Source organism: Nocardia sp. NBC_00565 (assembly GCF_036345915.1).
GTDB lineage: Bacteria > Actinomycetota > Actinomycetes > Mycobacteriales > Mycobacteriaceae > Nocardia.
Genome location: NZ_CP107785.1, coordinates 1713561 through 1740409 on the forward strand (window position 1 = coordinate 1713561; position 26849 = coordinate 1740409).

The following is a 26849-nucleotide window of genomic DNA, read 5'->3' on the forward strand; positions in this document are numbered from 1 at the left end:
CGGGGCAGTCGAAATCTGCGGCGTAGAGCGATGTGGCGCTAGGTGTTTCGGGCGGCGGCGGCTCCGGCTCGGCGGCCGAAGAAGGTCCCGTCGGCGAGGGAGGTACCGCTGATGTAGCCCTCGCCGTGCAGGCCGGAACTGGCGCGGCCCGCGGCGTAGAGGGCAGGTATGGGGGTGCTGTCGAGGTTCAGGACTTGGCCGTCGAGGGTGGTGTGGAGGCCGCCGAGGGTGAAGACGGAGGCGCCGGTGCCGCGGCGGGTGCCGGATTCCGAGGGTGGGCGGATTCCTGCTTTGATATCGATGGCAGCCAGTGGTGGTGTGAGTGGGCGAAGCCAGCGCGGTGCCTTGTGGAAGTCGGGATCGATTCCGCGCGAAGCAAATTCGTTGTAGCGGGCAATGGTGGCCGCGAGTGCGCGTGGGGGCAGATCGAGTAGTTCGTCGAGTTCGTCGATCGATTCCGCGACGTGCGTCGGACGCACGCCCCACCGCTCGCGCTCGGGCACTTCCTCGTAGCCCTGCTCGTCGACCACCACCCATACGTTCATGTCCTGGCGGAACAATGCGGCCTGGCCGATGCGGCCGGGATAGGTGTCCTCGTTGACGAAGCGCTGGCCATGGTTGTTGACGAGCATGCCGCGGGCGGCGAAGCCGGGAATCAGGGATGCGCCGACCTGACCGGCCGACATGTGCCGGACCGCGGCGCCAGCGGCTTGCGCGATGCGGATGCCGCTGCCGTCGTCGGTGCCGGCACTGACCTTGGTGTGGCCGAGCAGTCGTGGCGCATGCGCGGCCAGCATATCGTCGTTATCGACGAAACCGCCGGTGGTGAGCACACATCCGCGGCGAGCCCGGATGGTGAGTTCGCGACCGTAGCGACGAGCCGCGACACCGACCACCGAATCATCCTCGTCCAGAATCAGATTGGTCACGTAAGTGTCGTATTGCACTGCTACACCGGCAGATTCGGCCGCCGACACGAGACAGTCCATCAACAGTTTGCCGCCGAAGTCATTGGCCGTGGGTCGATGGCCACGCGGGGCGGGAGTGGCGATTTCGGTGAAGGGCCAACTGTTCTCACCGAGCCACATCAGCCCGTCGTCGGTCGGCGGCACCCACGCGGGCGAATCCCACAGGCTCGGTTTGAACGGCACGCCGCGCTCGACCAGCCAGTGGAAATGCGCGACACTGTGCTCGCTGTAGTGCGCGATCTTCTGCTCGTCGGCGCCGGGTCCGAGCGCTGCCAGCAGGAAAGCGGCCAGCTGTTCGGGACTGTCGTCGAACCCGCACGCCCGCTGAATCGGCGTACCGCCGCCGAGGTAGATCTCGCCACCGGACAGCGCCGACGCGCCACCCGGCCCACCGGCTCGATCCAGTACCAACACCTGCGCACCCGCCGTCGCCGCCTCGAAGGCGGCGGACGCTCCCGCGCAGCCGTATCCGACGACCAGCACGTCGGTCTCGATGTCATAGGACTTCACCTCGGCGGCCGCGCGCGGCGCGACCGGATTGCGGACCGTCATGGCTGTGAGACTTCCGCCGACGTACCAGAGGTGGCATCGATGATCTCGGTGGTCGAGCCGGGTACTCCCGTTGAGTGGGACTGGAGCCGGTCGCCGCGTCCGGCACTCGCGATGGTGTGTGAACGGCGTCACGTTCGCGTATCCCGACGCCAGTGAGGAGAAGAAATCGATGCGGGTCCTGGTCACCGGAATCACCGAGCCGAGCGGTCGCGCGGTGGCGCGCATGCTGTTGGCCGCCGGGCACGAAGTGGCCGGGCTGGACCGCCGGTGGCACCGCCTCATCGACCCCCGGGTGCAGTTCATCGCCGGAGATCCCACCGACCCGGCGACAGCGGTCGGCGGATGTGCGAGCGTCGTACACCTGGCCGGGGCTGGACTCGCCGAGATCGCCACCGCGGCATGCGATGCCGGTGCGCGCGTGGTGGTTCCGGTGATCGCCGGAGCGCGCCCCTCGGACGCTGAGGCGATGGCTGTGCTGCGGACTTCAGGCGCGGACAGCGTGCTGGTGCGTACCGCGCCGACCGCGGGCCGCCGCATCGGTCACGAAACCCGACGCGCACTCGAGCCGATCCTCGGATCGAGGTCCGCCGACGGATTCCAGCTGCTGCACAGCGACGATCTGGACCGTTTCCTTGTGCTCGCCGCCACGGCACTCCGACCCGGTCGTGGCGACGGGCTGGAGATCGTCGACCTCGCGGCCTCCGGCGTGGTCACCACCGACGAGGTACGCGAACTGATGCGTGCGGCAGGCGTGCGCTATTCGGCCTGGGTGCCCGGCTGGTCCGGCCGCCGACCACTATTGGATCCGACTGTCGCACAGGAGAAATGGGGCTTTCGGTGCGGCTGGACCGCCTGCGAGGTGATCGCCGACCTGGTGCGCGGCATGATCGGCCGCAAGCCCGGCGGCGGCTTCCGGACCCGTCGCGGCGCTATCCCGTTGCCGTCGCACGTGATTCCCGCCCGCGCCGCTACCTCCGACAACCACCCGCTGTCGAATGTCGCCCCCGAGGGCCTGGAGGGCGAATTCGACGACCGGGTCGACGCGCGCTACCCGGTGCACACCGCCACCAACACTTCCGAGGCGCTCCCCGGCCCGATGACCCCGCTCACCATCGACCTGCAGGCCGGTGCGATCCGGCTGAGCAACGAGGCCATGGGCGAGATGATCGCGCTCGGTGGAATCGCGTTGGAGCACTGGACGAGTCGAGTCACCACAGTGCTGGGCCACCATATCTACATCAATGCCTCGATCGGTGTGCTCGCCGCCGAGAACATGCCGGGCTGGGACGAGGAGAGCATCCGTCGCGACGCCTACGGCAATATCCCCGCCGAGATCGCCCTGCAGCCGCACGGGAAGCCGCCGATGCCGACCGGCCCGGCCAGCAAGCTGGCGACCGCTCGCGCGACCTCGCGGGTCATCGCCACCGCCCGCCACTTCGGCAAGACGGCGGAGCTGATCAATGCCGCATCGCATGCGGAGGCGTTGAGCGCGAACGAGATTCGCGCGCTCTCCGATGAACAACTGCACGTGCGGGCACTGCTATGGCGCGACCGGCTGCACCAGGCATGGCAAGCCGCGGCGATCGGCGTGATGATGACCGGTGCCGCCACCGCTATCCACGCGCGAGGCAAGGGCGGGGGCGACGTACCGATCGACCTGAACCGTTTGGAGTCAGCGAAGCCCATGCTCGCGGTCGAGCGACTGGCCGAACTGTGCCGTGCCGACGCCGATCTGTGTGAGTTGGCGCGCGGCGGGGATGTCGATGCGGCACGAGCGAAGTCGCCTGCCTTCGCGACCGCGCTCGACGAGGAGTTGGCAAAGGTCGGGCACCGCGGTCCCGGTGAATGCGAACTGATCAATCCGACATTCGGCGACCGGCCGGCTCTTTTGGTGAGTGCTGCCGCCCGCGCCGCCCAAATGCCCGCGCCCAAGCGCGAACTCGTCGACCCGTCGCCGAATCGCACCGCGCGCATGGCCGCCGGAGCCACCGTGGCCCGGGAACGAGCGCGCGACGGCGTCGTCCGGATCACCAACTGTCTACGACTTGCCGTGCGCGAGCGGGCCGATCGGCTGGTTCGGGCCGGTCGGCTGCGCGAGACCGACGACGCCTGTTACCTGACTCTGGACGAAATCTTCTGTCTTCCAGCGGATGCGGCCGACAAGGTAGCTCGCCGGCGTGCCGAGCGCACGCGGCTGCAAGCCATCCGGATGCCCGATGTCATTGCCGGACAATGGGAATCGGTCCCTTGCGGCGCGACCCTGGCCGCAGACGAAAGTCTTACCGGCATCGGCGTATGCGCCGGTGTGGTGGAGGGTCGAGTGAAGCTGGTGCTGTCGCTGGACGACGATATCGAGCCCGGCGACATCCTGGTCGCCTCGGTGACCGACACCGGCCACACCGCGATGTTCGCCTATGCCGCCGCCGTGATCACCGATATCGGCGGATCCGCATCGCATGCCGCGATCGTCGCCCGGGAATTCGGCATCCCCTGTGTCGTCGACACCAAGACCGCCACCACCAGTCTCGCCGACGGCCAGCGCGTGCGTGTGGACGGCGCGGCCGGGACCGTCACGCTGCTGGCCTGACCGCCCGGCGCAGGAACTTGGGCCGCAGACCACTCCCGGCCCATGATGAAAGGAACACCCCTCGTGAAGAATTCGCGCGCTTTCCGCGGCGCCATCGCGGCCTCGGCCGTCGTGCTCGTCGGCGTGATCCCGGCGCTGGCCGGTCCGGCAGCAGCGGGCCCGGCGCTATCGGGTCCGGCCGCGCCCGTACTGCAGTCTCCGGGTAAGGCCGATCGGCCGATGGGACTGGCGCATGCGCCGAATGCCCGCGATATCGGCGGTTATCCGGCCAAGGGCGCCAGCTTGCTCGCGACCGGTGTGGTCTACCGCTCCGACGCGCTGGCCAAACTCGACGACGGTGAACAGCAGAAGCTGGTGTCGCTCAACATCACTCAGGTCATCGACTTCCGTAGCCCGACCGAGACCGGCCGCGATCCCGATAAGCTCCCGGCATCCATCCGCCGCACCGAACAGCCCGTCTACGATCCGGCCAACGACTTCTATGTCATGGTGTCGCGACTGATCCAGGGCGGACCGGCCGCACAGCAGGCCGCACTCGGCGACGGCAAGGCCGCCCAGATCATGCGCGACTACTACGGCTGGTTCGTCTCGAACCCGAGCGCGCGGGCCCAATTCGCGCAGGCATTCAAGGACATCGCATCCGCGCAGGGTGCGGTGCTGTACCACTGTACGGCGGGCAAGGACCGCACCGGATGGATGACCGCGATCCTGATGAGTGCGCTGGATGTGCCGAAGGGACAGATCTACCACGACTTCCTGGACTCGAATGACAACCTGGCCGCCGGGAACAAGGCGTTGCTGGACGGGCTCGTCGCCCAGGGCCTGGTAACCGATCGTGCGCTGTGGGAGCCGATTCTCGGTGTGCAGCGGGACTTCCTGGACGCGGCCTTCGATCAGGTGCAGGCGTCCTACGGTTCTTTCGACCGATTCCTCAGCGATGGGCTCGGGGTCGACAATGCGACGCTCGACGCGTTGCGGGCGAAGATGCTGACCAAGCACTGAAATCTGTGCCGGTGCCACCAGACAGTGGCACCGGCACATCCCGAATTACCCGGCCGCGGTGAATCTTTCGGCCGCATCGCCACGCAGGCTCCCGGCCGGCAGCGTCCGCCCGCACAACACCAGCAGCAGATCCTGCGCCGAACCCGCGAGCACCGACCCGGAGCCGTAATGGAAGTCGAGATCATCGGCGCGCAACTCGATCCCGTCGAGATCGACGCCGAAGAAGTTGACGCTCCTCGGTGACAGCGCCCCGAGCACCAGCCGCATCCGATCGGCCGGGACGACGCGGTCGAGTCCCAACGCGACGGTGATATCCAGCCCGTGGATGACGTCGTGGCTGAGCGCGCCGGCGAACCCGCCGCCCGGCGGCTTCCACGGATGATCGATATTGTCCCGCACCGCGGCCACCAGTTCCTCGGACGTCAGCGCGGCGGCATCGGCGCGAGCACACTTGTCCGCCATCTTATTGAAGCTCCCACGCGCCTTGAGCATTTCGAGCGCGAAGCGCGGGGTCGACATCCGAAACGCCATGGTGATATGCGCGACGACCTCCCGCGCCCGCCACCCCGCGCACAACGTCGGCGCATCCCACTGCTCGGTGTCCAGCCCGGCGAGCAACTTCGCCAGCTCACTCCGCTCCGCCGCGATCGCCGCACGCACCTCGGCATCCGTCATCGTGCCTCCTCCAACCTTTCCGGTATGCAGTCGTTCCCGTGACTAATGACGGATCTCCGATCCGAAACTCATCGGTGCTGAAGAACAGTGCTACGCAGCCGGCGCGGTCATGCGCGGAGGCCGTCGATGATCAGGTTCAGGATGCGGTCCGGCCGGTCTGGGTCGGCGTCCGGATCGATGCGCCACAGGACGCTGAGTTGCAGGAGTACGTCTTCGGGATCCAGGCCGGGTTTCAGGTCACCCGCTCCGATTCCGGCCGACAGCAGTGTGTCGATCGCGTCGACGAACGGGGCGTAGGCGTCGTCGTCGAGTCCATTGTTGGTGGCGGCGTGGATGACTTCGGCGACGCCGTACTTCAGTGCGGCGTAGCGGCGGACCTCGTCGAGCCAGAGGCGCAACGCCCGCATCGGTTCGTGTTGGTCGAGCAGCTGCGGTACCAAGTCGATCAGTTCGGCGATTTCGCGGCGGTAGAGCTCCATGATCAGCGCCTCCCGGGACGGGAAGTGCCGGTACAGGGTGCCGCTGCCCACCTCGGCGCGTTTGGCGATGGCGTTCATCGAGGTGGTCGCGTCCTCGCTCAGCGCGGCACGGGCGACAGCGAGTAGGTGTTCCCTGTTTCGCTGCGCGTCGGATCGGGTTTGTCGTTGGCTCATGCATTCTCCGGGGCGAGGCTTGTTAAGCGGAGACGTCTCCGGTATCGTCGATCATAAGTGGAGAGGTCTCCGCTTATACTTGATTCCACAGTACCGGAGGGCTTGCCGTGAACGACCTCGTACTCGTCACCGGCGGAACCGGCTATATCGGGGGCTGGTGCGTCGCAGAGCTTTTGCGCCGGGGATACCGGGTGCGTGCAACGGTCCGTGACCGTACCCGGACCGGGTCGGTGCAAGCGGCCGTGGAGCCGATAGCCGGATCCCTCGATCGGCTGGAATTCGCGCAGGCGGATCTGCTGTCCGATGACGGTTGGCGCGCCGCCCTCGCCGGTGTCGATCACGTCCTGCACGTCGCCGCGCAGCTGGGAATCTCGGGCGACAGCGGACCGGAAACGCTGATCAGAACGGCGGTCGATGGAACGCGACGGGTCCTGCGGGCCGCAACCGAGGCCAAGGTCCGCCGGGTCGTGATGACCTCGGCGGCCAACGCCGCGAGCCATTCCTCCTACACCGTCGACGACATCACCGACGAGACCCTCTGGACAGATCCCGACGCCCCGGCCGTCATCCCCTACCGCCGCGCCAAAACGATGGCGGAGAAGGCCGCGTGGAACTTTGTCGCGGACACACCGGAAGCGCCGGAACTCACCACCATCCTGCCGGGAGCGGTGTTCGGGCCGATCCTGTCGCCACGCACGGCGGGGTCGGTATCGATCATCGCGCGGATGCTCGGCGGACAGCTGAAATGGGTGCCCCATATCGGCCTCGATGTCGTTGACGTCCGTGACCTGGTGGACCTGCACATCCGCGCCCTGGAGTCGGCCCCGGCGGCGGCGCAGCGTTTCCTCGGCACCGGGGAGTTCATGTGGATGCGAGATATCGCCGCGGCGATCAAGCACGACCTCGCTGATCAGGCCTCGGCGGTATCGACCCGCCCCGCGCCCGACTTCATCGTGCGGCTCGCCGCCCGCCGCAACCCCGAGCTGAGCGAATTGATTCCCGCGCTGGGACGCAAGAACCGGCACAGTACCGCCAAGGCGCGCGACATCCTCGGCTGGCGACCACGGCCCGCCCACGACACCGTCATCGATTGCGCACGCAGCCTGCTCGAGCATGGAGTCGGTTGAACAGCATTCCGATTCTCGGCGGTGAGCACGCCGATCGCGGCATGTGGTCACTCGACTCGTCCAGTGCTACAACGCGATTCCGTCGAGCGCGATCAACTCGCCGGTGGATCAGGATACGAAGGTCGCCGAGGTGACGGCGACATCGGCGTAGCTGTAATACCACCCATTCCAGGTGTCGGCGACGTTCACCTGTATCCCATGGCCCTGTGCCGAACCGTCGGTGATCAACCACAAACCGTTGCCGTACCCGGTCGCCGTGCTGACACTGCCATCCGACCACACGAACTCGGCCCTCGAGGTGGCACCGGGCGTGTTCCACGGAATGGTCACACTGAACCGTCCAGCGTAGATACCTGGGAGCAGCGAGCTGACGCACTCCCATAGGGCGGCCTCACGCCGGATGTTCTGCCCCGCGCTGCCGGTGCCGGGGATCAACCGGCCGGTCATCAGGCTGCCCTGACGGCAGCCCTGACTCCCGTCGCTCGGTGGCCAGGCCTGCCCCTCGGGCGCACCCAGCACCGATATCGCACAGAGAATCGCCGCCACCAGCACGCTTCGACGAACAGACACGACACCTCCCCGCGACGGGACAGCAAACCGACGCGACCAGGCAAGGTGCACGCTCGTGGCCCAGCAACGCCAAGTACTTCCGACTCGATCAGCAGTTTAGCGGTCTCGCCGCGCAGTCGATCAGTTTCGGCGCCGACCCTGCCCGCTAACTCGCCGCATACCGTACGCATTGGACCATCCTGGAGCACATACCCGCGTCGGCCGCGAGCGCGCTGCAGTTGCGATCGGCTCTGATGCGCCTTATCCGACGATGCCGCGTACGGCTGCGGGTAGGTCGTGCTCACGTTTATACGGTCCGACGACGGCAGCGGTGAAATGCCTGCCGAGCAGATCAGCTGCCATGTCGCCGATTTGCTCGATGGTGACTGCGTCGATACGCGCCAGTATCTCGGCGACACTGCGGTGGTAGCCGTAGTCCAGTTCACTGCTTCCTGCTGAATTTCCCACGTGATGGACAGGCGGCCGTGATGGACAGGAGGCTGCTGTGTACGGCGCAGTTCGGACCAGCCGTACTCCGGCCGTTCGAACATCTGCTACTAGCCGATTACAGGACGTCGTTTCAGCGCTGTTGGACGTCCGTGCCGCGGCGGGGCCTGGGCGGGCTTGTCCGGTCGGGCGCCTTCGCGGGCAGTGGCGGCCAGGGAGCCGAGCAGGGTGAGGGCTTCGCTGCTGGAGGAGCCGGGGTCGGCGTGGTAGACGACGAGTGCTTGGCCGGGGCTGGAGCGGACGTCGAAGGTTTGCATTGTCAGTGTCAGCGGGCCGACGGCGTAGTGGTCGAAGCGCTTGCTTTCCATGGTTTTCCCCCGGGCGTCGTGGGTGGTCCACAGCTGCGCGAATTCGGGGCTCTGGTCGAGTAATTCGGTGAGGACCTGCTGGGTTCGCGGGTCGTCGGGGGCTTCGCCGTAGCCGAGCCGGAAGCCGGCTACCGAGTTCCGGGCGACGTCGTGCCAGTCCATGTAGAACGTTCGCGCGGCGGGGGCGGTGAATACGACGTGCATCAGGTTGCGCGAGTGGGTCCACTCGTGGAATAGCGCGTCGGCGATCGCGTTGGAGGCGAGCACGTCGTAGGCGCGGTTGTAGACGATGGCCGGGTTGTCGGGCCAGGCGTCCATGAGCTGGAGCAAACTCGGGTCGACGCGGTCGGGTACGGCGGCCGCGCGGGCACAGGGGCTGAGCCCGGCCAGCCGGAACAGGTGCAGGCGGCCGTCCTCATCCAGGCGCAGCGCGGTGGCCAGGGCGTCGACCACCTGCGCCGACGGCCCGCGTTCGCGCCCCTGTTCGAGTCGCACGTAGTAGTCGACGTTGACCCCAGCGAGTGGTACCACCTCTGCACTCCCTACGGCAGTAGCTGCGGACACTCGGCTAGTGCATCGTCCAGGGACGTTGACGCGGTATGCCATCGCGATGGCGGCTTGATCCGCGGCTGGCGACCGGTGATCGTATGCATCGTCGTTGAACCGGATCGAGTGCGAGTGCGCGGCGTTGCGTTACTTCGCGCTCAATGGCACTGATCACCGCAGCCATCACGAACAAGACGCCGCGATCGGTGACTACATCCGGTGGCGCAACCAGCACGCCGGACCGGTCCGCGACTTCGCCGTCGGTTCCACGATCCGGCGCCGGGACTACCTACCCAACGTCGCTTGACGCGGCACTAACTACTCGTCAAGTATGTTGTTGCGCTTGATAGTTCGACAGCAGCCGATGAGTATCGGCGCAGCGTTCACGTTCACAGAGGGGGAGATCTGAACGTCGACGAAGTGTGGAGACTCAGCCGAAATGCCCTGTTAGAAGTCGGCATACGATGTCAATGGCCGGCTGGGACCGTGCTGATGCACGAAGGCGAACGGTCAGAGCACGTCGTGGTCATCGAGGTCGGCCGCGTAAAGGTGACCTCGGCGGCGGCCAGCGGCAAACAGGCTTTGCTGGCGATTCGCGGACCCGGTGACTTGATCGGCGAGTTCTCCGCTATCGATGGCCGAGCGCGCTCGGCGACGGTGACCGCTTTGTCGTCGGTCACCGCGACATCGGTGCCGGGCTCGGCCTTTCGCGACTTGCTCATCGGCGACGGCAAGATCGCGTTCACGCTCCTGCAGGTGGTGGTAAACCGCCTGCGCGAAGCGGATATTCAGCGCCTCGAGTTCGGTGCCTACAGCGTCACCGAGCGGATCGCGCGCTTGCTGATCGACTATGCCCGGCGCTACGGGGAGCGCGGTGATGACCGGGTGACCATCGCTCTGGCGTTGTCGCAAGAGGAACTGGCCCATGCCGCGGGGGCATCCAGAGAAGCAGTCTCGAAGGCTTTGAAACGGCTCCGCGACCTGGGCGCGGTGCGGACCGGGAGACGGCGAGTGGAGTTGCTGCGACCAGATCTCCTCGCCGACATCGTAGAAGGCCTGCCGAGTGTGCATTTGGACGCAGACGCGGCGAGATACCTCCGATAGAACATGAGACGACCCACACCGTATGGAGGTAGACCATGAACGGACCGGTGCACCGCACATTTGTCGTCGTCGATGTCGAGAACTCGAGTCGGCTGAGCAACCCGGAAATCACGGCGATGCGTTCGAACCTGTACCGAATCCTCGATGAGGTGACCAATCGCACCGGATCCGTTGTCGCCAATGATGATCGGGGCGACGGTTGCCTGCTCGTCCTTGAGCTTCCTGTGCTGGAGGTGCTCGACAAGGTTGTCGAGTCGGTCGTCGAGGGGGTTCGTGCCCACAACCAGACCGTTGGCCCGCTCGAGTGGATCCGAGTACGCGTCGCCGTGCACGAGGGCTACGTGAACAGGGACGATCGGGGTTGGTCGAGTGATGCACTGACTGCCACGTTCCGGCTCAACGAAACCTCGGTAGTCAAGGGCACTCTGAAGAACGCGAGCAGGGCCGTCGGGGTCGTCGTCGTCTCCGATGTCGTGTATCAGGGGGTTGTGCGGCACAACTACCGGCCGACGGTGACTGCCGCTGAGTATCGCGCCGCTGACATCAGGACGTCCGAGGGCGAGGTCAGGGCATGGCTTCGGGTGCCTGGCTATCCCGAGCCGCCGCTTCCCGTCGACGCCGCCGAACCGACGAAGACAAGAACGAAGCAAGCCGTCCGGGCGGATGAGTTCGGGTCGATCAAGGCCAACAACATGATCATCGGAGATGTCCGGGCCCGCACCATTATCGGCGGCGACAACCGAGGGGGCGCCGCGTGAGTGATTCGGAGGAGTCGGTCGCAGGTGAGACGCCGGCACCAGATTCGGAGCCGATCGAAGACGCTGAGGCGGAGGCGAACAAGATTCGCGAACGAGCCACTGATGCCGAGCGTAGACGCGAATCGCGTGCTGTAGCGAGCGCTAGGTTCGAAGCGCTAGGTTCGATGGACGGGCGGCTCTCGCTCACCGCAAATACGGTGATCTTCGGTAACACACAGGTCGGCACTCTGATCGGCCGCGACAACTACGGGGGCGGATCCGGGGCAGGTTTCGAACGAAGTGGTCGAGTGGAACCACACAAGCTCCGCGATCTCGAGCAGATTTTCGTACCGCCGCCGAAGTTCGAGCAGTTGTGCGATCGGCTGGGGTCGCAGTCGGTACTGCTGCTGCGCGCTCCGAAAGGGTGGGGACGAACCGCCACCGCACTGCGAGCGCTGAGTCGGCAATGCGCGTCAGGTGTGCACAAGCTCAGCCCCGATGCGGAGTTGAGATCGCTGGACATCGAGTTCGATCGCTGCACGGGCTACTTGTTCGATACACCCCACAGCCAGCAACTACGCACGCTGAGTGAATTCCACCTCGAACAACTAGGACGGCGGCTGGTCGAGGTCGAGAGTCGATTGATCGTCGTTGTCGATGATCAGGCCGAGCTCAGCCCCGACGCCGGGCCATTCGTGCTGGACGTCGGTGAGCCGGCCGACGTCACGGCGATACTGAGGAAGCACCTGCTCCGGCAGCTCGCCGAGGACGATCTCGGCGTGCTCTCGCGCCTCGAGGTCGCGGCGCTGCTGAGCATGGTGGAAGAGCACCGTCCGTCCGCCCACGAACTCGTCAATCTGGTTGCGCGACTGGTCGATGTTGCCGCAGGTCGAATCGACATCGACGAGGTGGTCGGTCGGTATGCGGCCGCCGAGGACAATCGGTTCCGGCAGTGGTTCGACGAGCTCGACACCGATACTCGCCCATTCGCGATCGCCTTGGCGGTGTTCAACAACATGCCGCTGCACATCGTGTCCGAAGCGGGCCGAGCACTGGCGAGATCGATCGTCGATGCGGAGGCTCTCGACGACGCCGGGTCAGGTCAGACGGTGTTCGGCGTGCGGAGCACCGAATTGCTGAGTAGAGCTCAGGCGCAGTTGTATCGGTCCCATGAGGACACGTTGTACGGCCGAATCACCGTCTATGCAGTGCGATTCGTGGACGAACGTTTTCCGCAGCGGCTGCTCGAGTACGCATGGCAGGAGTATCCGGCCGCGCACCAGTTGGTTCGTGACTGGCTGCGTGAACTCGGCGGTTCAGACGACCTCAGAGCGAGCACGCGTGCGGGCGTCGCCGTCGGCTTGTTGTCCACCTTCGAGTTCGAATACGCCAGACGGTTGGTGATCGAACCATGGGCTGACAGCGGTCAGCGGCACGACCAGTACGCCGCGATCGGCGCGCTGCAGTTTTCCAGTCTGCAGCCCGAGCTCGCGCCGCTGGTCGCGGAGATGCTCGAGGCATGGGTCCAACCGACGCAACTGATGGCTCGGCGGGTCACAGCGACGGCTGCTCTGGGCAGCACCGTGGGGCAACTCATGCCGGACCGTGCACTCCGGCTGTTACGGCGATCAGCTCGTAGCTCCGATCCGGATCTGCGAGATGCTGTGTGTTACAGCATGATCGAACTCTTCAGTAGCCGTGAGCTGGATGTCCGTGTGTTGCGTGATCTGCGGAGGTGGACCGTGTCGCGACGGAGGGGCGTGCGCTACACCGGATTCTTGTGCACCCTGCAACTGAGTTTCGATCTGGTAGCCGAGACAGTCGGCGGTGTTGAGCCGTGGCCGAGGCTGGTCTGGCTGGCCGACCAATCCGACGAGCACCGCGATCACATCGTCGTGCTCTTCGCCCGCCTCATGCAAGCGCCGTACTTCCCGCCCGCCGCCTACGCCGAAATCAAGCGATGGGTTCAAATCGCCGAACGCGACCCGCAGTTCCGCGGGCCGCTGGGACGACTGCTCGTCGACCTGGAAACGGTAGATCAGAACGACGGAATGGTGCCGTTTCACCTCCGTGAATGGGCTGGCGAGGACGGCGGCCCGAGGGCGGCCGTCGACGAACTGCTGACAATGCTCGACGCGAAACAGGGGGTTTGACATGACAATCGACCGGACACGGCAACTCATCCAATATGCGGAAGTGCAGAGGTCCGCATGGCGCGCCTTCCGCCCTCCGACAGACGGGCATGCGGCCGTATCGGTAGACCGGACAGGGAGCCTGACGCTGCTGACGCGCCGACCATCGGCAGGGGAGATATTCTTCCGGCCGCCAACGGGCGTGTACTGGGTGGACGTCGCCGTCCACCACAACTCATGCAGATTCGATCTGCCAACAGCTGAGGGCGTATTCACCTTCACAGCCGAAGTCGATGTGACCTGGCGGGTAGCCGATCCCGAGAAGGCGGTCAAAGACCGGCCGGCCACCGGTGAACAGGTGTATCGGCCCTACCTCGAACGGCAACTACGCCGACTGAGCCGCGAATACCAGGTCGAGCACTTCGCGATAGCAGAGCGTGAGATCAATGATCACTTCGATAAGCCAATCGTGTTGGATTGCGGCATATCGCTATTGAGCTGCTCGGTGAAGCTGTCTCCCGAAGCCAGCACGCACGCGTATCTCCAAGAGGCCACCTTCGATCAGCGGAAGGCTCAACGTCGTGAAGCCGAACACGGTGCCCGCATGCACACTGCGCAACTGCAGTCGAGTGAGAACGAATCCCAGCATGGGCTGCAGCTGCAGACGTCCCACCAGAGCTATGAGCTCACGAAGTTCGCCCAGCAGCGCAGCCTCGAGCTGGAGCAACAGCGAATGAGCTTCTATGCGGAGGCAATTCAGCGCGGTGACCTCAGTCCTCTCGCGTACCGGCTGGCATCCAACCGCAGCGATGTCAACGAGGTCATCGGACTGATGATGCAACATAAGCAAATGGATTTCGATGCCGCATATGCCATGGTGAAGGCGCTGCTCAACCAGAACCTGGTCAATAAACGTGATGCCGAGGACATCCTGGCGCACGTATCCGCGGCATTCGCCGACCAGGTGAATCCGGCGTCGGTAGGGACTGGTTCAGTGGCACCGCCGAAGCCCGAGCTCGTCGTGTCGCCGATGGCGGCGCTCGTGCAGAATGCCGAGGTGCTCGACCGGTCCGACGACGATGACGATGACGATGACTAACCCCGCTATCACGATGAACCCGTTGACCGAGATTCCTTTCGGCGGCGGACTGATCAGGCAGTTCGACAAGCTTCTGCTCGACCTGGGATTCGCGGCGAGGTGGGCCGAGACTGTCGAATTCTTGATTATCGTGGGGGTGGTGTTCGCCGTGCTGACCCTCGCTGTGGGCAAGGCGGTGCCCTGGGTGAGCGGCAAACTGGCTGGGCACGAAGAACGTCTCACGGCTCCTGTTCCAGCGGTGTTGCTGGCGCCGGAATGGGTGGTTACCAAGGCTCTGGTGAGGGCTGGGCGCGTACCAGGGTCCTTCGTGCACGGCTACGGTGAGAGTGTGCTCGTGCTGGTCGATTGGCTGCAGGCGGCTTTGGCCGCTGTCCTGCGACTACTCGGATCGGCCGGCAAGCATGCCCGACCGATCGCGGGTGTGCTGCTCGTGCTGGGATTTCTGTCGTGGAACAGCAATTCGTGCGTGGCCGATACCCTGCCCTGCGTGTCCCCGGTCCAGCACTGGACCACGCAGTTCGAAGGACCGCTAGTCAGGCAGGTGCGCTGAGTAGTGCCGCGGTGAACCAGGCCAGAAAGACGACGAGGCTGATCGCCGTCCAGCGCAGTGCCACACCGAAGCGGCGGTACTTGTGCTGGGCGATCTCGGCGAGAGTGCCAGCCTGCTGCCACGCCTGATCGGCCAGCGTCGGAGCCTTCGGCCGACCGCTCACATCAGTAGGGAAGCTGGGAAAGCAGAACCAGTTCCCGGGGCCGGCGCTACCGAGCCGCGGCCGCAGCGTCGCGGCGAGGTAGCCCATGCACACGATCAGGCTCACTGCCAGTCCGATCGCCATCACGACCAGAGCGGTGCTCATGGATGTGCGGTTGGTGGTGACCAGCCCCGTCAGTGCGAATCCGTTGGCGGTCAGCAACAGTCCCGCTTTGGTGTCAGCGGCGAGTATGACGCGGTTGAACTCGGCGACGGTGCGGAGCGCGGTGTTGAGGTCGTCGACTGGGCTGAGGCGGTTGCGAAACATCATGGGATCAGCACAGCAGTGGTTCGAGATGCACTCCAGGTACAAAGCCACACACTGCAGCACCAAAATCTTATTGCTGCTCCAAGACCGCGGCGAACCATGGGAACGCCACCACGCGGCCGAGGCGGCGATGGACGCACCACGCGCATCGGGTACTACCCGCTCGGACACGAATTTTCTGGCGCTGCAAACCATACTGATCGAACTCGGTCGACACGAGGCCGCCGACATCGATCCATACAGCTGCGAGGCGCCTCCCGCCGCGTAAGTCAACACTCCTCAGGAATTGGAAGGGGCTGCTGTAGGGAGAGGTGACATCGTCTCCCTCCCGTATGCGGGCATTTGAGGAATGTGTAACCGACATCTCACCCCGGTCAGTTGCGCCAGCTCTGCACTCTCTATGCCGCCTCAAGATGAAGGACCGAACTACCACAGCTGCCGACGCACACACCTCGCCGCGGAGTTAAATCAAGTGAACCAAATCATGGGCAACTGTTCCGAAACGCTGCCGCGCCCCTCCGAGGGCCTGCCAAACTCTTACGATGCCGAGTCGAGCAGCTTATCCAATCGCTTTTCCCAGTTGACAGCGTCCGAATCGCTAGCCAGCTCATCGGCCGCCTTCAGGATTGCGGTCTTCATCCAAATAGTTAACTCTTCCCGCAAACCCTCCAGCTCCCCCTCTTTCGGGGATCGCCTCTGCCCGTGCACAATCCTGCTTCGCGTCGAGTACACAGCGCGAAAGAATTTTCGTAAATATGATCTTGAAACTTCTTCGCAGCCTAGGAATATTGCCGCATTCAGGGATGTTTTGAAGGTTGTTTCTCCAGGATCTTTAGTGCCAAAGAGAGATTCGGCGGCTATGGCGAGATCTACGACTGCCTCTTCGTCTGATATCCGATTCACAGCTGTTGTAATCCGGTCTACCGCAACCCCTAAGTGTTTTCTGACCGTTCCATCTCGGAGGTTTGTAACGAAATCCGACAGACCTCCCGAGATTAAGTCATCCAAGTCGCAATTGGGCGTACTCCATGCTCGGCGGACGCTCGGGTATTCAGATCGTTCACGCAATATGATGGCAGATGCCGACGTCTTCACTGATGTCCACGCTTCACCCCTGGTGCATATCCCTCGACCGCATAGTATATTTATCGCCGCGACAACTGTGTTCGAAAGCTCATCCGTCGGAACCTCAAATGCTTGCATAAGCTGACGATCAAATTCTTCTTGATCAGCGGAAATGTCTACAAAAGTTTCATACGATTGCACTATCGCCATTTGATACTCATGAAGAAGATGTGTCGATCGAGTGGGAGTGTGCTGCACCGGCAGGGTTCCGAAACCAATCCCTGTCGATATCTCACTGTCAGTAAGTCTTCTAATTGAACAGTTAGGTGATAGTGTCAGGTCACAACTCGACTGCACGTTTCTGAGCGGGGTCAGGATCTCTTTGGCAACTCGCACATTGGACAACGCCTCGGCTATCCAATCACACGCGGAACGAAATTCGGACTCTTTGAATTCGAAGCTGCTCGTTGAATATATCAACGAGCCTAGCAGATCATTCTGTAGCATAAGATCCAGCCCAGAGGTTTGATCTATTCCGCCGATACTATACTGTTCATAAACCCCCTTGAAGGCAATTTGAACTCTCCGTTCAAATTCTCTGCTGTGTTGTACCGCGCGCGAAGCTCTCGAATACGATTCGAGTCCTGCAATTGCCTCCCAGTCTGGCCAGACTGGAAAGTCGTACACCACACTCCATACTGGCCCCTTGGGGGCACGTCGCAACCTTTCCGAATCCATTACATCTCGATGCCACACCTCAGGAACGTTCGGATATCTCGGTCGATGGAATTTCGGGGTTGAGTATTTTCTTTGCAGAAAATCAAGTGCTTCTACCGCGAAGTTTCGCAACGAATCGACTGTGTCTGCCTCAAGGACGATCGGAGAGTTTCTCATCACCAGCAACCCCTACGTTTCGAGTGCCTCAGAACCGGCACCCTGCACCTTTGGGGCAGTAGAACAACATAGCAATCCACGCCGTACCAAGCCAGTTCTTTTCAAGAATGCCCTACACCTCGAGCTCCACTCCAGCGGCGGTGCCGCCATCGACCCGGGACACGACGGCGTCACCAGCATCTACACCAACGGCGGCTACTTTCGGTGGCTGCTGTTCCGACCAACAGTCCCCAACGACTACTCCTGTGGATCCTCGTCAGTCCGCACCAGGCGCAGGACACGGCGCCGACGATCATTCGCTTCCTGATCGGTGATTGGCCGAATGTCCAGCCGGAGAACGTCCTCCAGCGACATCGCCAAGATGGCGTCCCGCACCTTTGCCGCCACAGCGACTTCATTGGCCGTGTGGAGGATGTCGAGCAGACTCTCGTTCTGCAGCCTGGTCGCTTCAGCTTCCAGCTCCGCCAACCGAACTTCTCGCATCGAGCGTACGGAGGTCAGTTCGACTATGTTTGTAATGATCTGCGGCATGTGACGGAATGCCTTTCGGACTGCTCCGAGAGCCCCTCCGGCAGCGGCAGTGCCCCCGGCTGTCCAGAGGGCAGGTTGCACGGCTGCCTGTACAACTTCTTGCCATGGATTGACCGTCACGCTGCTAGTGCCGCGTCCAGGAAGGTTTATGCGGGAATCCATTCGGGGTGGCGGGTTGCTCGGGTCCGGTTGAGCGATGATGCTGCCTGGTGGAGGTGGTGCCGGTGGCTCGGAAGCCGGATGTGTTCGTCAGAGCGGTGACCCCGGAGGAAGGCCGCAAGCTGGCGCAGATCGCGCGGCGTAGCAAGGTCCCGGTGCGGATGCGTCGGGCAGTGGTGGTGATGGCCTCGGCCCAGCATCAACCGGTCGGGTTGATCGCGAAGCTGATGCAGGTGTCGGAATCGTATGTGCGGCAAGTGATCCACGACTTCAACGAGAAGGGGTTCGACGCACTGGACCCAAAATGGACACCGTTGGCGAATTCGGTTGGGGCGGTGGTAGTTCGGCATGATCGGCATCGGGGTTTCGGCCGTGGTGTTGATGGAGGTTGTGGTGTCGTTGCGTCCGCGCAGGTGCGACGTGGTTCCGGTGGAAACGGTCCGAGTCGCGCAGGCGGTGTTCCCGGAAGGATGCTTGGCGATGCGGGTGCGGGATGTTCTGGGGCCGGTCTTCTCTGATGCCGAGTTCGCGGAGATGTTTTCCCGGCGCGGTCAGCCCGCGATCTCGCCTGCGTTGCTGGCGTTGGTGTCGGTGTTGCAGTTCGCCGAAGGACTCACCGATCGTCAAGCAGCACACGCGGTCCGGGCCCGGATCGACTGGAAATACGCGCTCGGGATGGAGTTGACCGATCCCGGTTTCGACTACTCGGTGCTCAGCGAGTTCCGTTCCCGGCTGATCACCGGCGGACTGGAGCAGCGTGTGCTCGACGCGGTGCTGGAGGCGACACGGCGGGCCGGGTTGCTGAAGCCCGGTGGCCGGCAACGGACCGATTCCACTCATGTTCTCGCGGCGGTGCGCGACCTCAACCGGCTGCAGTTCGTCACCGAGACACTGCGGGCGGCGCTCAACGCGCTCGCCGCTGCGGCACCAGACTGGCTGGTCGGCATCGCCGAACCCGAATGGTTCGACCGATACAGTGCTCGATCCGAAGACACTCGGTTCCCGAGTCGCTGGGCGGCGCGGGCCGCCCATGCGAACCAGATCGGTTCCGACGGAATGACCGTGCTATCGGCCGTTACCGCTGCGGACGCACCCGCATGGCTGCGGCAGCTTCCGGCGGTGGAGTTGCTGCGCCGGATCTGGATTCAGCAGTATCAGGTCAGCGACGGAGCAGTGGCGTGGCGAGACAGAAAAGACTTGCCCCCTGCAGCGATTCGCTACTGCTCACCGTATGACGAGCAAGCCCGCACAGGCACCAAACGCGACACCTCCTGGAACGGTTACAAGGTCCATCTCACCGAAACCTGCGAGCCCGATGCGCCTCACCTCATCACTCAGGTCGCCACCACACCGGCGCCGGTCCCGGACATGGTGATGACCGCGGCGATCCACGCCGGTCTGGCAGAGCGGGATCTGCTTCCTGAGGTGCATTTGGTCGATGCCGGCTATGTCGATGCGGACCTGCTCATCGCCGCACGGCAGGAACATGGGATCGAGTTGCTGGGCCCGGCGAAATCGGCCACCGGCTGGCAAGCCACCGCCGACCGCGGCTACACCCTGTCCGATTTCACCATCGACTGGGACAACGAGCAGGCGACCTGCCCACAAGGCGCCACTTCCAGATCTTGGAAAGCCGACCGGTCTCAGGACGGGATCCCCGTCATCAGGGTTCGATTCCCCACCGCAGAGTGTCAACGCTGTCCTGTCCGCGAACAATGCACCCGCTCCAGCTCAGGTCGGCGGCTCACTGTTCGCCATCGTGCCCAGCATCAGGCCCTCCAACTCGCTCGCACCGAGCAACAGACCGAACAGTGGCAACAGCGCTACCAGCACCGCGCGGGCGTCGAAGGCACCATCGCCCAAGGCATCCGAGCCTGCGGCCTGCGCCGCTCCCGCTACCGCGGCCTCGCCAAAACCAGCCTCCAACACCTACTCACCGCTGCGGGCCTCAACCTCAACCGTCTCAATACCTGGTGGGAGACAACATCTTTCGCTCCAACCCGAACATCACACTTCACCGCCCTCAGACCAGCCGCCTGACGACACGCCGGAATTCGCCAACGGTGTCCAAAATGGAACGGGGGCAGACCGGCGAAGACCGATCAAGCGATACGTGATCGGATCTGTCAGATCGCCCGGTGCTGCCCCCGTGACCTGGGCTGGCCGTTCAGCGTGTGGAGTCTGTCGAAACTGGCAGAAGTACTGCGCGTCAACAAGATCGCCGACATCAGCCGAGAGACAATACGCAAGATCCTCACCACCAGCGGAGTGTCGTGGCAGGCCACGAAAACATGGAAAGCCAGCAACGATCCCGACTTCATCGCCAAGATGAACCGCGTCCTCGATCTCTACGACAACCCGCCCGACGACGGCCGCGTGGTCTGCGTCGACGAGTTCGGGCCGTTGAATCTGCAACCCCGCGGCGGCCGTGGCTGGTTCAGTGTTGCCAGGCCCAAACGTTTGCGGGCGACCTACAACCGCACCCAAGGCGTCCGGCACATGTTCGGTGCCCTGGACCTGGGGACCGGCCAGTTGTATTACCGGATCCGGGACCGGAAGCGGTGGACGGAGTTCCTGGCGTTCCTGAAATCACTACGGGCCCGCTGGCCAGAGCAGAAACTGTACTTGATCTGCGACAACTACTCGGTCCACAAGCGGGCCGAAGTGCGGGCGTGGTGCGCGGGCAACCAGGTCGATTTGGTGTTCCTGCCGACGTATTCGTCATGGCTGAACCGCATCGAGTGCGAGTTCGCCGCCCTGCGCTACTTCGCGCTCAACGGCACCGACCACCGCAGCCATCACGAGCAGGACACCGCGATCGGTGACTACATCCGCTGGCGCAACCAACACGCCGGACCGGTCCGTGACTTCGCTGTCGGCTCCAAGATCCGACGTCCGGATTACTTACCCAACGTTGCTTGACGCGGCACTAGACACCGACAGGAGGGTGTCTGCGCGCATTGGAGCTCGGGCTGCAAGTCCCGCGACCAGAAACGCAACACCTTCCGAAGGGTGGGACAGGTGCATCACTTCCCGTACCATATCGCCGAGCTCGGATTCCTCTTCTGCAGCCTCATCGATGATCGGAATCAGCTGCGCCACGGCACCTTCGTCGGGTTCTGGCCGCCACTCCGACAGCCTGGACACCTCGTAGTCAACGAGCGACAGCAGTAGCGTTCGAACCTTGTGCTGCGTCGATGCGACCTGGCGAAGATTCGGGAAGGCCCCGAAATCCGCCTCGATCAGAAGTGCGCCGCCTACGTCAGCGGATTGAACAGCTGGCTGGTCGCCGCTTTCCGACCTCCGTTGAGCAGGAACCTTCGAGCTTCCATCGGGAACGGTAGCTCCAAAGATGTTGATGTTCACAGTATTGGGGTCGCGTTCGGTCACCGCCGCATCGTATGCCGGACCTGAACCATGCGTGGCGCGACCGCCGAGCGGCGGCACGGTAGGAACGTGGACCGAAACCCGATCGAGCTACACGCGGGCCCAGTCAAATCGCGCAACGACGACGTCGAACACTGACACAGGAGGAATGTGTAACTGAGATGTGACCCTGGCGAGTAGTACCACCTCTGCACTCCCTACGGCAGAAGCTGCGGACACTCGGCTAGCTGGTTATGGACTGACGCCAATTCAAGAGCGCGAACTGGCTGAACCCGTCCAGGTCTGTCCAGTTGACCACCGTCAGGGCCCAGCCAGCACCGCCGGACTGCCTCTGGTTCAACGCTTGGGACCGGAGAAACCGGCGTTTGCTGGAGATCGGGGGTATCTGCGATTCTGCGACGCATGCGCGGAATCGCCAGACGTTGTTTACGCTGGACGCTTACGTGAACAGTTGCGGCAGGGACGAACGGTTCGGGTACTGGTCGCTGCCCTATATTCTGGTCGGGCTGACCGGATTTTGATCCTGAGGCCACTTGGCGCCAACGCTCAAATTCGCGCACGTTGGTGCAAATGCCATGTAAGTCAGAAGGATTTTTCTGTTCCCGATCGCGAAAGGCTGTACAAGCCCGCAAAAGCGTAATGGGACTCTCTCGGATTACTGAAACCGTAGGGAGAATCCGCTAGCTCGGTCGCTCGGTCGGCGGATTCGCGAGGTACTCAGCGATCCGGTCTTGCGCGGCGAGTTGTTCGCCAAGCGTGACAAGCTCAATGACAAGACTGTGGCAGTACGCGAGAGCGTCCGGGCCATTCTCCAAGTCGTAGCCCTTGCGACTGCGTTTCTCTGGCTGCGCGGGCAGCCGGACAGTCGCGCCCCAACGCCGCCCATAGCGGTCCATCCACAACGTGGCTGCGCCATCGGTCAGCGGCACATAGTGCATCAGACAATCGCGATATTCGTTTGCCGAAACCCCGACAGTCTTCCAACTGGTGCGCAGCACTTCCCCGAACGGTTCGGGAATTATGCCCGTGGAGCCGACCGCGCCCTTCACCGAACGCCACCTGCTGCCACTCTGGCTCTTTGGTGCGTAGTGCTTCCAGAGGAGCTTCGATATCGCCTCGTACACTCTGCGAACGTCGCTGAGCAGCGCGTCAACCTCGAAATAGACCCGCGCGTCGCCGGTATTGCCGCGAATCGCGTTCTGGTGTTTCTGCTCGAATAGCTTGCACTTCTCCACGTAGAAACCGACGATTCGATCAAGCCGGTAGAGGGCACTGCGCAAGCAGTAACCGACGTCGGCCTCTTCGTGGTAGTGCCCCACCCAGTGTTGCTTCTTGCAGTCCAAGACGTGCACTGCGAGGTCGTTCAACGAACGGCCGCTGGAATCGACGGCCGTGACGCTGAATCCCGAGTAGATCGGCAGGCTTGTGGTTGCGAGCCGTGCAAGCCCCGGAGGAGGAACTTGATCGGCTTCCACGGTGATCCCATGCTCGAATATGTCAGTCAGCTTCGATTTCTCGCTCAGCGGTCATTCCTGTTCAGCAGTTCCGACGGGTCCGCGCCGAGAGTGCGGCGATCCGCTCCACCCACTCTAGGTCGCCAAATCGGGGAGAGGCCATTGCCCCTAGCCCCCGGTGCGAAGCTGCTGATCGAGGCGCGCCGCGGCTTCGACTATGTGCTTCGACAGGGGACGGGGCTTGTCGTTGTTCATCTCCAGGAACTCCTGCAGGGACAGCGGCACCGGGAACTTGCGCCAGGCGTACAGGAACTGCACTACGTCGACCGGGAGGTGGTCACCGATCCCTTCCAGTAGCTGGAGGTCCTGAAGCTGCAGAACAGCAGGGCGTGCGACATGGCCTTGGAACTCGGTGAAGATCGGCATGGCGCGGTTTCCATTGTCGAGTTCGGACAGCATCGAGCTGGGCGTACCCGAGTTTGGCACGACGACGATGGGAATGAAGATCGCATCCGGTTGTGGTTGCCCAGACCATCCCAGCCGGCGCACGAGGCCCATGACCGAGGCTAGTTGCTTGAACTTGCGGTCGGTCAGGATCTTGTCCGTGTCTGCGCTGTAGGTCTCTCCGTCTGCAAGGCCTTGCGCCAGCGCGGCGTTCACCGGATGATGCGTCGCCTCCACCAGGATGTCGATCAGTCCGGCGCGCAGCGCCCAGTCGCACACCGAAGGCTTCTGCCCTTTCTTCTCCATCCACTCGCGCTCCATGTCGGCTTCGGGGACGAGGGTGTCGATCCGCTGGCTGCGCGCCGCGATGCGTGTGAGGACGCCGCCCACGACGTCCTCGAACTGGTACTTGATCCCCTCGCCGAAACGCTTCGCGCTCGTCTTGTCGCCGCGGGCCGCGAACGCCGCCACAACGTCGAGCTGCGCGGGATCACCGAAGAACCGCTCGGTTACCCATTGAGCGCGCAGGATCAGGAGCTTTCCGTCTCCGAGGTCGAGGAACGGGTACCGGGTGAACGTGTACCGCTGGAGCTTGACGTCGCCTCGTTCACGGTCGGCCGCGAGTTGCTCGCGGTAGCGCGCGAGATCCAGCGACATGTTCTCGGTGATGAAGTCCCGCACCTGGCCGTCATCGGCGAGGTCGTCGAAACGGACGATGGTCTGGCCCGAGGCCACTGCTTCCGCAACTGTAACGCCAGCTCGGAGGAAGTCGTCGAACGCGATCCCGGTCGCCGACTTGAAGGTATCGGCGGGTGTGTCGCCAAGCGTGTCGGCCGCTCGATCGGCCCACGGCGAGTACCAGAAGTCCAGGACGTCAGCATTGAGACACTCGATCTTGCGGGGTGCGTTGAACAGCACACCAGCTGTTTGGTCGTGAAGGAACTGGTGCGCTGCCGCGTATAACTCGTCAGGTGCCATCGCCTGCAACTTCGCGTCGAGCTTTGCGAACTCGGAGTTGGTTGGCACATCGGACCCGAACTCGGTGTGCGTCTGCTGTTCGGTGGCGATGGAGAGCAGCAGGTGCACCAACTCGTCCGCGCTCAGCGGTCTCGACGACGTCGAGTCAGTCTCCATTAGCTCGCGCATCAACTGGATGGTCACCTGCGGGGAAGTGAAGACGTTGCCGCGGTTCACCTCCGCCCAAACTGCGGGTACCCAGTCCGCGGTCGGCGACACCAGCAGGTCCAACTGCAGCGGCTTGATGTTCCAGTGTGTCGTGGACGCGATGTCCCATTGGGCTTGGATCTCCGCCACCCTGACGAGAGCGTCCTGTACGTCAACCTCACACAGCAGTGATCGCCGCTCCTCCTCGGTCATCGCGGTGATACCTACCATGCCCGCGACGATGACCATCGGCTGCTGCTGCAACGATTGGATCACCTGGCCGGTCTCCGGCGGTAGACCTGTCAGGTCCGGCGTCGGAAAGTTGATGCCAGGGTTCGTCGGCTGCCCAATCTGCTCGATCCCCAACCGTCTTGCCCTTCGTGTTCGCCTGTTCGCCACCAGGCAAATATTCCATGTCCAAGAAGGTCACGGCGTGCGATCAGCGGAGGTAGACCGAGTGGACTACACAGTGGCGGATCGATTCTCTGTTTTAGAGAATCGTCTCTGTTCGACCGATCGTCTAAGGAGTGTGTAACCGAGATGTGACCCCGGCGAGTTCGGCGACCTCCGCACGACGCAGCCCAGGCGTCCGCCGCCAAGACTCAACGCATTCAGATAGGCATGGCCGGCGTGAGCGTTCAGGTCGTTGGATGCCTCGCCGACGTACACGTGTCCGTGGTCCAGGTGGTAGTCGGGAGATCCTCGTCTTTCGAATCGCTTCTTCTTTTACGGCTGGACGCTTCGTGCACGCCCGGGGCCGTCGGCAGGTCTTCGTGTCAGTTGCCGACTGCGTGGGCGATGGTGGGCCAGGACCGGGCCAGTTCGTCGGCCCAGTAGGGCCAGGAGTGGGTGCCGGTGGGCCGCAGGTTCACCGTCGCCGGGATCTCGAGTCGAGTGAGCCGGTCGGCGAGGGCCACAGCACAGGCGTAGGCCCCAGCCTCGAGGGGGCCGCCGACAGTGATGGCATCGGGCAGGTCGACTTGCCCGGGTACGTCGTGTTCGCCGGGGACGCCGCTGCCGCTGGACAGGTAGATCGCGGTGCCGCGCAATGCTGCCGCGTGGGTCATGACGTCGTGGGCGAGCCAGTCGGGATCATTGGGTGGGCCGAACATGTTGTCCGGGTCGCCGCCGTAGGTCTTTACGATCGCGCGGGCCTGGGCTTGGCCGGCCCCGGATGCGAGGGTGTAGCAGCCGCTGTGGGCCACCACCGCCCGGTACAGGCCCGGGTTGCGCACGGTGAGCATCATCGCGGCTTCGCCGCCCATCGACACGCCCTCGATGGCGTTGCGTCCGTTGCCCTCGAACCGAGCGTCGATCAGTGGGGGCAGTTCGCGGGTGAGGAAGGTTTCCCATTTGTTTGTGCCCAGGACGGGGTCGCGGTGTTGCCAGTCGGTGTAGAGGTTGGCCGGTCCCCCGGTGGTCAGCACGACGTTGACGTTCTTGTCGGCGAAGAAATCCACGGCATGCCCGTGCTCGGTCCAACTGCTGGCGCTCTCGGGGGCACCGCGCCCGTCGAGAAGGTATAGGGCGGGTCGGGGCCGGCTGCGGTCGACGGGTAGCAGCACCTGCACCTGCACGACCCGGTTCATCGCCGGTGACCGCACGAACACCCGCAGCCACCGGTCGGTGATCGGCTCGATCCGGTCGATGACCGGCCGGGCGGGTAGACCAGTGTTCTCAGCGGGTGCTTGGTATCCGCCCGGCGGGCCGAGTTCCGGACCAGAGGTCGGCGGCTCCGCGGCAGCCGCCCCGGTCGCCAGAATCACTAATCCCATGACCGCGGCAGCCTCACTGGCGGCCCGCCACGCCCACAGCCGCTGCACCACAAGACGCCGCCGTGCCGGCCACCCCGCACCATTGTCGATGTTTTCGTCCGATTTGTTCCGTTTATCCCCTGGTTTGTTGTCAACGGTCCGCTGCGCGGACTTTCCGGAATTACAAGACACCCTCCGAGTAGAAACGATGAATCACCGTTTCCCGCGTATGGGAAGGAACGTGTTCCTGGCCAGCGAAGAGGGACTCACCGCCGGTTGCGCGATATGCAGCCGCTCGGCCGCCCGCCCGAAATGCAACTCCTCGGCCATGGTCACGAAGTAGCGCAATTGGCGCAGCTCCACGGCTCATCCTCGACCTAGCGATCCGGTCGATCAATAAACCAGCCGCCGCAGCCCCTACGCACACCACCC

General features: G+C 63.7%; 25 protein-coding genes and 1 pseudogene. 12 read left to right on the top strand and 14 right to left on the bottom strand.

Annotated elements, in window-relative coordinates; genetic code table 11:
• Positions 1-38: 38 nt before the first annotated feature.
• Complete coding sequence (locus OG874_RS08320; protein ID WP_330254535.1) at positions 39-1520, bottom strand: FAD-dependent oxidoreductase; 1482 nt, start codon at positions 1518-1520, stop codon at positions 39-41.
• 118 nt (positions 1521-1638) lie between these two features.
• On the opposite strand from OG874_RS08320, the gene OG874_RS08325 reads away from it, so the two are divergent.
• On the top strand, positions 1639-4107 hold the full coding sequence (locus OG874_RS08325) for a PEP-utilizing enzyme (RefSeq protein WP_330254536.1): 2469 nt from the start codon (positions 1639-1641) through the stop codon (positions 4105-4107).
• A 63-nt stretch (positions 4108-4170) separates the two neighbouring features.
• On the top strand, positions 4171-5109 hold the full coding sequence (locus OG874_RS08330; protein ID WP_330254537.1) for a tyrosine-protein phosphatase: 939 nt from the start codon (positions 4171-4173) through the stop codon (positions 5107-5109).
• Between the two features lie 45 nt (positions 5110-5154).
• Here the strand turns inward: OG874_RS08330 and OG874_RS08335 are convergent, their stop codons facing one another.
• Both OG874_RS08335 and OG874_RS08340 read right to left on the bottom strand, forming a co-directional pair.
• Positions 5155-5784, bottom strand: coding sequence for a maleylpyruvate isomerase family mycothiol-dependent enzyme (locus tag OG874_RS08335; protein ID WP_330254538.1), 630 nt, complete (start codon positions 5782-5784; stop codon positions 5155-5157).
• A gap of 107 nt (positions 5785-5891) precedes the next feature.
• The gene (locus OG874_RS08340) at positions 5892-6437 is read right to left on the bottom strand and encodes a TetR/AcrR family transcriptional regulator (RefSeq protein ID WP_330254539.1); all 546 of its coding nucleotides are present in this window, start codon (positions 6435-6437) and stop codon (positions 5892-5894) included.
• A 107-nt stretch (positions 6438-6544) separates the two neighbouring features.
• Here OG874_RS08340 and OG874_RS08345 point away from each other — a divergent pair, with 107 nt between their 5' ends.
• The gene (locus tag OG874_RS08345; RefSeq protein WP_330254540.1) at positions 6545-7564 is read left to right on the top strand and encodes an NAD-dependent epimerase/dehydratase family protein; all 1020 of its coding nucleotides are present in this window, start codon (positions 6545-6547) and stop codon (positions 7562-7564) included.
• Between the two features lie 108 nt (positions 7565-7672).
• Here OG874_RS08345 and OG874_RS08350 read toward each other — a convergent pair whose 3' ends face one another.
• From OG874_RS08350 to OG874_RS08360, 3 genes are all read right to left on the bottom strand, one after another.
• Complete coding sequence (locus OG874_RS08350) at positions 7673-8134, bottom strand: hypothetical protein (protein ID WP_330254541.1); 462 nt, start codon at positions 8132-8134, stop codon at positions 7673-7675.
• Between the two features lie 240 nt (positions 8135-8374).
• On the bottom strand, positions 8375-8581 hold the full coding sequence (locus tag OG874_RS08355; RefSeq protein WP_442943312.1) for a hypothetical protein: 207 nt from the start codon (positions 8579-8581) through the stop codon (positions 8375-8377).
• Positions 8582-8670: 89 nt separating this feature from the next.
• Entirely contained in the window at positions 8671-9459 is a 789-nt protein-coding gene (locus OG874_RS08360; RefSeq protein ID WP_442943313.1) for a helix-turn-helix transcriptional regulator, read from the bottom strand.
• A 127-nt stretch (positions 9460-9586) separates the two neighbouring features.
• Between OG874_RS08360 and OG874_RS08365 the strand changes: the two genes are divergently transcribed.
• The 6 genes from OG874_RS08365 (at position 9587) to OG874_RS08390 (ending at position 15096) form a co-directional block, all read left to right on the top strand.
• Positions 9587-9781 (top strand): hypothetical protein, encoded by a 195-nt coding sequence (locus OG874_RS08365; RefSeq protein WP_330254542.1) that lies wholly within the window; start codon positions 9587-9589, stop codon positions 9779-9781.
• Between the two features lie 113 nt (positions 9782-9894).
• A complete protein-coding gene (locus OG874_RS08370) occupies positions 9895-10578 on the top strand; it encodes a Crp/Fnr family transcriptional regulator (RefSeq protein WP_330254543.1) in 684 nt (227 codons plus the stop codon).
• Between the two features lie 35 nt (positions 10579-10613).
• Complete coding sequence (locus OG874_RS08375; RefSeq protein WP_330254544.1) at positions 10614-11336, top strand: hypothetical protein; 723 nt, start codon at positions 10614-10616, stop codon at positions 11334-11336.
• Between the two features lie 164 nt (positions 11337-11500).
• Positions 11501-13468 carry a hypothetical protein gene (locus OG874_RS08380; RefSeq protein WP_330254545.1) on the top strand — a complete coding sequence of 656 codons (1968 nt, stop codon included), beginning with the start codon at positions 11501-11503 and terminating at the stop codon, positions 13466-13468.
• Between the two features lie 274 nt (positions 13469-13742).
• Positions 13743-14546 (top strand): hypothetical protein, encoded by an 804-nt coding sequence (locus OG874_RS08385; protein ID WP_442943314.1) that lies wholly within the window; start codon positions 13743-13745, stop codon positions 14544-14546.
• Between the two features lie 13 nt (positions 14547-14559).
• Positions 14560-15096 carry a hypothetical protein gene (locus OG874_RS08390; RefSeq protein WP_330254547.1) on the top strand — a complete coding sequence of 179 codons (537 nt, stop codon included), beginning with the start codon at positions 14560-14562 and terminating at the stop codon, positions 15094-15096.
• Here OG874_RS08390 and OG874_RS08395 read toward each other — a convergent pair.
• The 3 genes from OG874_RS08395 to OG874_RS08405 form a co-directional block, all read right to left on the bottom strand.
• On the bottom strand, positions 15080-15568 hold the full coding sequence (locus tag OG874_RS08395; protein WP_330254548.1) for a Pycsar system effector family protein: 489 nt from the start codon (positions 15566-15568) through the stop codon (positions 15080-15082). The genes OG874_RS08390 and OG874_RS08395 overlap by 17 nt on opposite strands.
• A gap of 534 nt (positions 15569-16102) precedes the next feature.
• A complete protein-coding gene (locus tag OG874_RS08400) occupies positions 16103-17317 on the bottom strand; it encodes a hypothetical protein (RefSeq protein WP_330254549.1) in 1215 nt (404 codons plus the stop codon).
• Between the two features lie 444 nt (positions 17318-17761).
• Positions 17762-18055 (bottom strand): hypothetical protein, encoded by a 294-nt coding sequence (locus OG874_RS08405; protein ID WP_330254550.1) that lies wholly within the window; start codon positions 18053-18055, stop codon positions 17762-17764.
• 320 nt (positions 18056-18375) lie between these two features.
• Between OG874_RS08405 and OG874_RS08410 the strand changes: the two genes are divergently transcribed.
• From OG874_RS08410 to OG874_RS08420, 3 genes are read left to right on the top strand one after another with little or no spacing between them, the layout of a single operon-like run.
• Complete coding sequence (locus tag OG874_RS08410; RefSeq protein ID WP_330257223.1) at positions 18376-18732, top strand: helix-turn-helix domain-containing protein; 357 nt, start codon at positions 18376-18378, stop codon at positions 18730-18732.
• On the top strand, positions 18644-20254 hold the full coding sequence (locus OG874_RS08415; protein WP_330254551.1) for an IS1182 family transposase: 1611 nt from the start codon (positions 18644-18646) through the stop codon (positions 20252-20254). The genes OG874_RS08410 and OG874_RS08415 overlap by 89 nt, the downstream gene beginning before the upstream one ends.
• 12 nt (positions 20255-20266) lie before the next feature.
• Positions 20267-21136, top strand: a complete 870-nt coding sequence (locus OG874_RS08420; RefSeq protein WP_330257224.1) for an IS630 family transposase — start codon at positions 20267-20269, stop codon at positions 21134-21136.
• Here OG874_RS08420 and OG874_RS08425 read toward each other — a convergent pair.
• From OG874_RS08425 to OG874_RS08445, 5 genes and pseudogenes are all read right to left on the bottom strand, one after another.
• Positions 21119-21604, bottom strand: a complete 486-nt coding sequence (locus OG874_RS08425) for a hypothetical protein (protein WP_330254552.1) — start codon at positions 21602-21604, stop codon at positions 21119-21121. The genes OG874_RS08420 and OG874_RS08425 overlap by 18 nt on opposite strands.
• A 677-nt stretch (positions 21605-22281) precedes the next feature.
• Positions 22282-23076, bottom strand: coding sequence for a hypothetical protein (locus tag OG874_RS08430; RefSeq protein WP_330254553.1), 795 nt, complete (start codon positions 23074-23076; stop codon positions 22282-22284).
• Between the two features lie 147 nt (positions 23077-23223).
• Positions 23224-25029, bottom strand: a complete 1806-nt coding sequence (locus OG874_RS08435; protein WP_330254554.1) for a hypothetical protein — start codon at positions 25027-25029, stop codon at positions 23224-23226.
• Positions 25030-25439: 410 nt separating this feature from the next.
• A complete protein-coding gene (locus OG874_RS08440) occupies positions 25440-26438 on the bottom strand; it encodes an alpha/beta hydrolase (RefSeq protein WP_330254555.1) in 999 nt (332 codons plus the stop codon).
• A 243-nt stretch (positions 26439-26681) separates the two neighbouring features.
• Positions 26682-26780, bottom strand: a pseudogene (locus OG874_RS08445) (LysR family transcriptional regulator); the annotation flags it as partial.
• Positions 26781-26849: the final 69 nt, after the last annotated feature.